Genomic DNA, 8,545 nt, shown 5'->3' with positions numbered 1-8,545 from the left:
GGGCGAAGAAGCCCGCCATCGTTGTGCCGAAGAGCCTGCTGGCCAATTGGGTGAAGGCCCAGCAGGCCATGTTCCTGGACGCCCGGATCCTGACCGTCGGCGAGACGCTGGTGACGAAGAAGGACGGCACAGTCACCAGCCGCGGGGATAATGAGCAGACGCGGTTCGCGCCGCGCCGAGCTGGCGCGACGCCGTGCGCAGCGCGGCCGGCGGCCTCCACGGCTTTGAACAGGGCACGCACATTGGCGGCATGCAGCCCCACACCCTGGCCGCCCTGCATGACGCTGCGGAGAAGCATGGCGTCCTGGACAGCCGCATGGATACCTCGCTTCCGCCTGCCCGCGATGACGACAGCACGCTGCGCGCCATGCGCCGGGTGTTGAGCGGCGCGGGCGGCTATTACAGCGGGACAGTCGGCAAGACGCTGAAGGACACGCTGCGCACCGCTCATGCGGGCCACCCCGAAACCACCCGTATCGCCGGCAGCCTGCTGGACGATCCCCGAAAGGCCGCCTGATGCTGGACGCGCTGACCAATGATTCGGACACCGTGGCACCGATCGCGCCCGAGGGCGTGCCGCAAGTGCTGGCGAACATCGCCCGCGACCTGCAGGGCCAGGTGATGCGCTACCGGTGGTTCGGGGTGTGGTGGTGGCCCATCAAGGTGCTGCTGCTGGGGGCGGGCTATGGCCCGATCCTCCCGATGCTGCGGCACTACATGGACCCGGAGGCGGTGGCGACGCTGCCCCGCCCGCTGAATCCGGGCCAGATGCTGGCCGAGGGCCTAGCGCACTACCAATATGCCGCCCGGCTGGCCCGCCACCAGGATTGGGTGGAGACGCCGGACGGCGACATGATGCGAATTTACGACGCCGAAATCGAAACCTAAGTGCGCTTGCCATGCAACGGTGAAGTGGTCTGAATTCTTCTGTGCTTACAAAGGGGAGGAGAGTAACTAATTCGGCGGGGATTCGGGCTCAATTTCGAACGCCTTTAGGGGGGCCGCGACTAAGGAGCCGTTCCAGCGAGTACGTCGCACGCTGATCACGAGGGCTTCATGTAGCCAATGGTGCATAATGTGACTCTCCTGGGTCCCAGTAGCGATCGCACAGGCGAAAGCATACTCTCCTGGTGCCAGGACGGGCAAGGTGAAATGAAAATGGGTTAAACTTACACCTAAAGGTAGCGTTAGGGGTGATTCATAATTGTAATCTAAGCTATTAGTGCCAACCAGAAGTTGGCCGAGACGGTCCTTTAGCATAACTCCCACGATCGCATTCTCTAAGGTTTGCTGTGTCTCGATTCGGAAAGTTAGCACTATCGCCTCCCCTCCCTCAAGCCAGGCAGGAGCAGAACCGCCTTCAAGTGTAAGGCGGATATGTGTGATCTGTGCTATGCGTGAACCAAAGCTATCTCGATTAGAAACTGGCAGCAGAGGCGCGTCTTGGGCTACTGAGCTAGCCACCTCAACGATGGTCGGGGCAGTCGGTTGAGCATTGGCCGAAGAGGCTTCCGTGCTCTCTTGAGACACGTAGGCGGTGTAGGCTTCGGCCACTTCCCTGGCGCTACCGAGCATGCGTAGATGTCCACGATCAAGCCAAATGGCGCGCTGGCAGAGATTGAGCACCGCGCCGATGTCGTGGCCGCAAAACAGTACAGTGCCTCGGGATTGAAAATTACGGAGCCAGCGAAAGCATTTTTGTTGAAACATCGCATCGCCAACTGCAAGCGCCTCATCAATTATTAGTACATCGGCATCTACATGAGCGATAACGGCAAATGCAAGACGCATGGCCATACCGGAACTATAAGTCTTCACTGGTTGATCTACGAATTCACCGATGTCGGCAAATTCTAGTATCTGCTCCATTCGAGATAGTGTTTCATCGTGAGTCAGGCCTAGAACGCTAGCGTTAAGAATAATGTTTTCACGTCCCGTATATTCGGGGTTAAATCCAGATCCGAGTTCAAGAAGCGCTGCAACCCGGCCGCGTACGACAACACTTCCGGATGTTGGGTTAAGTGTGCCGCAGATGAGCTGCAGTAAAGTTGATTTTCCTGAGCCATTTCGACCAACTACTGCGACCGACTCTCCGCGAGCAACCTGAAATGACAATTCGCGAAGTGCCCAGTGCTCATTGTAGTAAGTTTTGGCTCCAATTGGTAACCCGATGCGCCGAAGCCGCGGTATGACTGCCTGCAATAGCCTGTCTCGGGGCTCGGCGTACATTAAGTACGACTTAGATAGTCCGTTGACCTCAATAGCGATTTCGGTTGCCATGCACATCCTTCGGGCCGGGCAAGCAACGGTTGCAGGCCACGGCGTATTGCTGACTCGCTGGCGGCAGCGCCTTGTGTCCTCTTGGCCATGCGGGTGCTGCTGTGTCAAGTCTTGCGCGTGTTGGGGGGGAGGAGATGGGAATTCTTGACGCAAATGTAAAATTAAGTTTACGCTCCATTATTCGTTTCTCATTGGAACCAGTCAGCTATGCCCCCTATCGACGGTCAGTTCCCTTTCCCTTCGGTGAAGATGGCCTTGCCATTCACGGGGGAGCGAATGACGACAGAGATGCAGGGGCAGATTGAATATGAGCATCTCCATCGGTACTGCATGGCGCGTGACTTATGTGGCAAGCTTGATGTTGTGGATGTCGCTTCCGGGGAGGGTTACGGATCCGCGATCCTTGCGCGGGTGGCGCGCAGTGTCGTGGGGGTGGAGATCGATCCTAATGCGGTAGAGCACGCAAAAGCCAACTACGCGGCCTCCAATCTCCGCTTCTTGGTAGGAGATGCTCTTGCTCTTCCGCTTCAAGATGAGTCGGCGGATGTGGTCGTCTCTTTCGAAACGCTTGAGCATGTGGCGGATCATGATTCTTTTCTATCGGAGGTGCGTCGTGTGCTCCGCCCTGGGGGGCTCTTTGTACTCAGCACTCCAGATCGTCTTGTGTACTCATCCCCTTTCCGTGAGCCGAATCCATATCATGTGCACGAACTGACGGCTGAAGAGCTGGAAGATCTGCTCGGTCGATATTTCTCTCAGTTCGAATTTCTGCGGCAGCGCCCAGTTTTGGGGTCGGTTATTGCCTCGTCAACTAAGGCGGGGTGGCGCAGCTATGATCGGCGTGATCCAGGCTGGATAGAGGCTAGTAATGGCATCGCGCGTGCCGATTATTTAGTGGCGATCGCCAGTGATCGAGAGCTCCCTAATGTTTGTTCATCTATGTATTTTGACTGGCGTCGCGTACATAATATTGTTGCGGACGCATTGGGATTGTCTGTTGCAAATGTTGAGTTGGCATCCTTGCGTGCTGAAATCGAAGGTGAGCGACAGCGTGGTAGGAGCATGCTTGTTGCCGAGGGTGAGTGTCGTGATCGGCTGCTCGCCGAAGAGCGGAGGCTGAGCGATGTGGTGCGGGGTGACCTAGATGCACAGCTGCGCGAGAACTGCATGCTCCAGCAAAGCCTTCGAGAGGCAGAGCACGAGAACGGCATGCTTCAGCAAAGCCTTCGAGAGGCAGAGGAGGCGAGGTGCGCTGCTGAACGGCAGAATGAGGTGCTTGGGCTGCAACTTCGTGCGGTTAGTGATGCGTGCGGCTTGGCCGAGGCGGCCGCTTCTGCGTCCTTTCGCTGTGCCGCGGAGGCCGATGCTGCCCGCGAACAGATTGAGGCCAGCGCAATGTGGCGGTTAACCCGTCCGGCCCGGGTGCTGGGTGCGCGCGTACCTCGTTTGTCCCGTAATGTCCGCCGGCTTATGCAGGTTGTGTGGTGGACGTTAACGCTACAACTTCGTCAAAGATACCGGCTTTGGCGGCGGCACAGAATGAATTTATCAATTAATAGTAAAGAAAGCGCGTCATTTGAAGGTCGTGCGCAAAGCGTTGTTTTGTCGGAGCAGCCCGTTGAGTTGTCTCCTTCAGAAAGTCCTGGTGTAGCTGAGTCGGGGCAGCAGGGAGGCGCCTTCCCTTCGGTGGGCTCTGACATGTTGGTAGCGTTCCAGGTGATGCATGGCCGATCTGCAATATTTTTTCCGCCGGTTAGCGAGCCAGAAGTATCGATAATCCTGCCGTTGTACCGTGGTTTAGAAGATGTATTAAATTGCCTTCGCTCTCTTTCGGTCTGCCGACTTACTGAGCCTTCTTTTGAGGTTATTGTAATAGATGATTGCCCGGATGATTCTATTCATTGGGCGTTGCCGAATAGTGGTGGCTTAATTAAGCTCGTCAACGATGAGAATCTTGGCTTTCTTAGAAGCTGTAATCGCGCTGCCACCTATGCCCGTGGTCGGGTAATGTGTTTTCTCAACAGTGATACCATCGTTCAGCCAGGCTGGCTTCGGAATCTTGTCGAGGTATTAGATTCTTCGCCGCGCGTTGGTCTTGTTGGTGGAATGCTTCTTAACCGAGATGGGACAATACAAGATGCCGGGTGGCGTATTCTTTGGAATGGTTGGGGGCACTCATTGGGACGGGGTGCGGATTTACAGGACGGTAGGTACACCTATCGGCGCAGTGTTGATTGTGTAACGGGGGCCTGTTTTGTTATCCGTAGTGAGGTTTGGCGTGATTTGGAGGGATTCGACCAAGTCTATGCCCCTGCCTTCTATGAGGAGTTTGATCTAGCCTTCCGTGCACGATCAAAGGGGCTTGATGTGGTCTATGAACCTCGCAGTCGTGTTGTCCATCTGGGCAGCAATTCATACGGGCCGGAACGTCGCGATCGGTTGTCTTCAATCAATCAGGGCACCTTTGCCAAGCGCTTCGCCGAAGAGCTCAGATTGCAGCCTACCGATATTTCTGACGAGTTCGTGCTGCGCAGCCTGCGCCCAGAGCGCCCGGTGATTCTAGTTGCGGATTACGGCATTCCGCAACCGGATCGGCATGCTGGGGATGTTACTATTTTTTTCTATCTATCTGTTTTGGTGGATGCTGGGTGGCGAGTGGTTTTTGCTCCTCACAATGCGCAAGCTGAAGGCCCGCATGCTGAGGCGTTAGAGAGCATCGGCATTGAGCTTATACGAGCGCCTCAAACAATTGACGGTTGGCTTGCACGGCACGGAAGGCATGTGATGCGGGTCTGGCTTAGCAGGCCTGAGATCGCTGAGACGCTGATCAAACCGATCCGCACTTATACGAAAGCTATGATAGCGTACTATACTCACGATCTGCACCATCTGCGTCTCCGTCGAGAAGCGGAAATAGTAGGTGATCCTGCTCTGGCCGAGAAGGCAGAGCGAATGTTCGAGCGGGAGATAGCGGTTTTACGGTCGGCCGATCATATCATGACGCCCAGTAGAGAAGAGGGCGATGTAATCCGGAGGCTTGTGCCAGGTAAGCCAGTAACCGTCCTGCCGCCGTATGGCTATGAGGAGTCCGCAATCCGCAAGCGTGATGCGGCATCATTCGTCGGTCAACGTGATGTTGTCTTTGTGGGGGGGTTTCCTCACCTTCCGAATGTTGACGCCGCCCTATTCATTGCGCGAGAGGTCATGCCACTCGTGTGGCGGGAAGAGCCGGATGCTAGGCTCATCCTTGTAGGATATGCCCCTCCCCAAGAGGTGCTTGATCTTGCTGGCTCCCGAGTGATTGTCACCGGCCAAGTTCCAGACATCCTCCCTTACCTCGATCGCGGGCGTGTCATGCTGGCCGCGTTGCGTTACGGGGCGGGCGTGAAAGGTAAGGTTGTTGAGGCCTTGCGGGTTGGTCTGCCGGTGGTGACGACTGCTGTCGGGGCAGAGGGTATTGGTTTGTGCGCTGGTAAAGACGCAATTATTGCTGAAAGCGCTCTAGATTTGGCAGCGGCAGTGATCGAACTGCTGCGCGACGCAGACTATTGCGAGAAGCTCTCAAAGGCAGGAACGGCGGTAGTGATGGCGAGATTTTCTTGCGCCGCTGCCAGGGAGGCCGTGGAACGAGTATTCTATGTCCCACGCTGCAGAGTCTGCGGCTCAGTCAGGCTCGGTGTCTCGGAGCCGACTTTTGGCCAGCGTGAAGGTTTTGCTTGCCTCGATTGTTTCGCGCTTGGTCGGGCCGAGGTGCTTGCAGATGTTATCGTGCGACGCATGGCCCGACAAGGAGAGGCCACGCTTGCAGAGCTTTTTCGGCGTCGACATGATATCCGAGTTCATGAGTTTGGCTTTGTTGGCGGCATTGCTCGGACGTTGCGGGGTTTGCAGAACTATTCAGAATCAGAATTCTTTCCTAACGTGCCTCCCGGTGAGGTTGGTCCAGGCGGTATTAGATGCGAAGACTTGACCTGTTTGACATTTGCTGATGCGAGCTTCGATATAGTTTTGAGCCAGGATGTGATGGAACATGTCCCAGACCCGCTACGCGCTTTCGCTGAGACTGCGCGCGTCTTAAAGCCCGGCGGCTCTCATTTCTTTACTATCCCACAGGAGCCCGAAATGGAGCGTAGCATCCAGCGAGCGTGGCTGCATGACGGGGTAATAGAGCACATTTTGGAGCCCGTATATCACGGAGATCCAGTTCGCTCAGAAGGGGCATTGGTCTTCACAGATTTTGGGAATGATCTAGCAGCAATGCTAGATCGAGTTGGCTTGGTGCTCATTGAACATGAGGGAGTTGTATCTGGCATGCCGGGCGGCCAGACTATACGTGTGTTCGAGGCAATGAAGCCTGTTAAGCCAGCCTTGAGTGTCTCCGGTATTGGCGAAGATCAATGAAATATCCTTCTTCTGGTCTTATTGGATTCTTCCGCTCGTTGATTGTTCATCGCGAGCTGTGTCGCAGACTTATAGTGAGGGAAGTGACGCAACGATTTCGAGGCAGCATTCTTGGTGTTTTTTGGGCGATTCTTACACCGCTGCTGACGGCAGCTGTATTCACGCTGATCTTCACTGGTGTATTTCCTACGCGCTGGCCAGGACGGTCCGGAGGCTCTGGCGATTTTGCGCTGTTGTTGCTTGTGGGACTGGCCATCCACAGCGTGTTTGCAGATGCAATGAGCCGGGCGCCAAGTTTAATAATCAGTAATATGAGTTACGTAAAAAAAGTTATTTTCCCTATTGAATTGTTGCCAGTTATAAGTGTGGCGCCCACTTTAGTTAATTTATTTTTTGTATTGATGATAGTTGTGCTTGGAAATATAATTATCAATGAAAGTCTCCATTGGACAATAATATTTTTCCCTTTAATTATTCTTCCCTATTTGATGTTGATTAGTGCGGTTGTGTCCGTATTGGCCGCCCTTGGAGTGTATATTCGTGATATGGCGATGTTGGTGCCACCTGTGGTTATGTTATTTATGTTTCTTTCTCCTGTGTTTTATCCTCTTCAGTCAGTGCCGGAGAGTTGGCGTTTGTTGGTCATCCTCAACCCATTAACTTTTATTGTGGAGCAGACAAGATTTGTTGTTATTTTTGGAGAGTTGCCTGATTTTTTCGGATTATCTATCTATTATTTTATTTCTATTATTTGCTTTAGTTTTTCTTGTTGGGTATTTCAGAGATTGCGAATTGGATTTTCTGATGTTATTTGATGGGCTCTGGATGTTTAATCTCGGTATTGTGTTTGGTGGTGTGGATTTGTTGTGAACCTATACGGCTCTGCGGCTCATGATCGGCAGATGAATTCGTAAGGAGTGAGCCCTTCAGGATCCTGATGCGCCGTACTTAGTTGTGGGCGTCCCGGAAGAAGGCGAGGTGTCCGCGGAGTTCGTCAGGGCTGCCGTAGTGATAGTGCTGGACGGTCGCCTCTTTCAGCGTTCTGTTCATTCTTTCGACTTGGCCGTTGGTCCACGGGTGGTAGTGCTTGGTCAGGCCATGCGGGGTCACGCCTGCGCGTGCCCCAAGCGACTGTTCGGGCTGGGCGAACAACGCGCCCGCCTTCCAGGCTGGACCACGGGCTACTCTACCCAAAGGGCCTGCGGGTGGACGGGCGTTTGCTTAGGCTCAGGACTCATTGATCCAGAACAGGACGCTGGCGGCGATTGCGATGGCGGACATGAAAGTGTGCGCGCATCGGTCATAGCGTATGTGGATGCGCCGCCAGTCCTTGATGCGTCCGCACATGTTTTCGATCTTGTGTCGGCGCCTGTAGAGTGCAGCGTCGTGCGCGATCGCCACCTTGCGGTTCTTGCGTGAGGGCATGCAGGCGATGGTGCCGCGTGCGGCCAGCGGCCGGCGGAACCAATCGGCGTCATAGCCGCGGTCGCCGAGCAGCGCCGGGGCTGGTGGCATAGTATCGAACATCAGGGCAGCGCCCATGTAGTCGCTTACCTGGCCTTCGGTGAGCAGCATCACACAAGGCCGGCCACGGTCATCGCAGATGGCGTGCAGCTTGGAGTTCAGGCCGCCCTTGGTTCTGCCAATACGTCGGGGAACAGCCTCTTTTTAAGCAGGCTTGCTGCTGTGCGATGGGCCTTCAGGTGGGTGGCATCGATCATCAACTGATCGGGCTTGCCGCCCTCGGCCGCGAGGCCTGCAAAGATGCGGTTGAACACGCCAAGCCGGCTCCAGCGGATGAAGCGGTTGTAGATGGTCTTGTGCGGGCCGTAGGCCGCCGGCGCATCGCGCCAGCGCAGCCCGT

Annotated in this window: 6 protein-coding genes and 2 pseudogenes; 4 read left to right on the top strand and 4 right to left on the bottom strand. The window is 55.2% G+C overall.

Going from position 1 to position 8,545, the window contains the following annotated elements; all coding sequences use genetic code 11:
- On the bottom strand, positions 1-241 hold a 241-nt coding region (locus GT007_RS22690; protein ID WP_236571804.1), incomplete at its 3' end, for a hypothetical protein.
- 9 nt (positions 242-250) lie between these two features.
- Here GT007_RS22690 and GT007_RS21880 point away from each other — a divergent pair.
- Positions 251-517, top strand: coding sequence for a hypothetical protein (locus tag GT007_RS21880; RefSeq protein ID WP_160123795.1), 267 nt, complete (start codon positions 251-253; stop codon positions 515-517).
- Positions 517-888 carry a hypothetical protein gene (locus GT007_RS21875; protein ID WP_160123794.1) on the top strand — a complete coding sequence of 124 codons (372 nt, stop codon included), beginning with the start codon at positions 517-519 and terminating at the stop codon, positions 886-888. The genes GT007_RS21880 and GT007_RS21875 overlap by 1 nt, the downstream gene beginning before the upstream one ends.
- 66 nt (positions 889-954) lie before the next feature.
- Here the strand turns inward: GT007_RS21875 and GT007_RS21870 are convergent, their stop codons facing one another.
- A complete protein-coding gene (locus GT007_RS21870) occupies positions 955-2,280 on the bottom strand; it encodes an ABC transporter ATP-binding protein (RefSeq protein ID WP_160123793.1) in 1,326 nt (441 codons plus the stop codon).
- Positions 2,281-2,487: 207 nt separating this feature from the next.
- Between GT007_RS21870 and GT007_RS21865 the strand changes: the two genes are divergently transcribed.
- Positions 2,488-6,681 (top strand): methyltransferase domain-containing protein, encoded by a 4,194-nt coding sequence (locus GT007_RS21865; protein ID WP_160123792.1) that lies wholly within the window; start codon positions 2,488-2,490, stop codon positions 6,679-6,681.
- Positions 6,678-7,496 carry an ABC transporter permease gene (locus tag GT007_RS21860; RefSeq protein WP_268894566.1) on the top strand — a complete coding sequence of 273 codons (819 nt, stop codon included), beginning with the start codon at positions 6,678-6,680 and terminating at the stop codon, positions 7,494-7,496. The genes GT007_RS21865 and GT007_RS21860 overlap by 4 nt, the downstream gene beginning before the upstream one ends.
- Positions 7,497-7,570: 74 nt before the next feature.
- Here the strand turns inward: GT007_RS21860 and GT007_RS22685 are convergent.
- A pseudogene (locus GT007_RS22685) lies at positions 7,571-7,782 on the bottom strand (integrase core domain-containing protein); the annotation flags it as partial.
- 126 nt (positions 7,783-7,908) lie between these two features.
- Positions 7,909-8,545: pseudogene (locus GT007_RS21850) on the bottom strand (IS5 family transposase); the annotation flags it as partial.

Origin of the sequence: Rhodovarius lipocyclicus (genome assembly GCF_009900765.1) — a bacterium.
GTDB classification, from domain to species: Bacteria; Pseudomonadota; Alphaproteobacteria; order Acetobacterales; family Acetobacteraceae; genus Rhodovarius; species Rhodovarius lipocyclicus.
The sequence above is the reverse complement of the archived record's forward strand: the minus strand, read 5'-3'. Positions and strand labels throughout refer to the sequence as shown.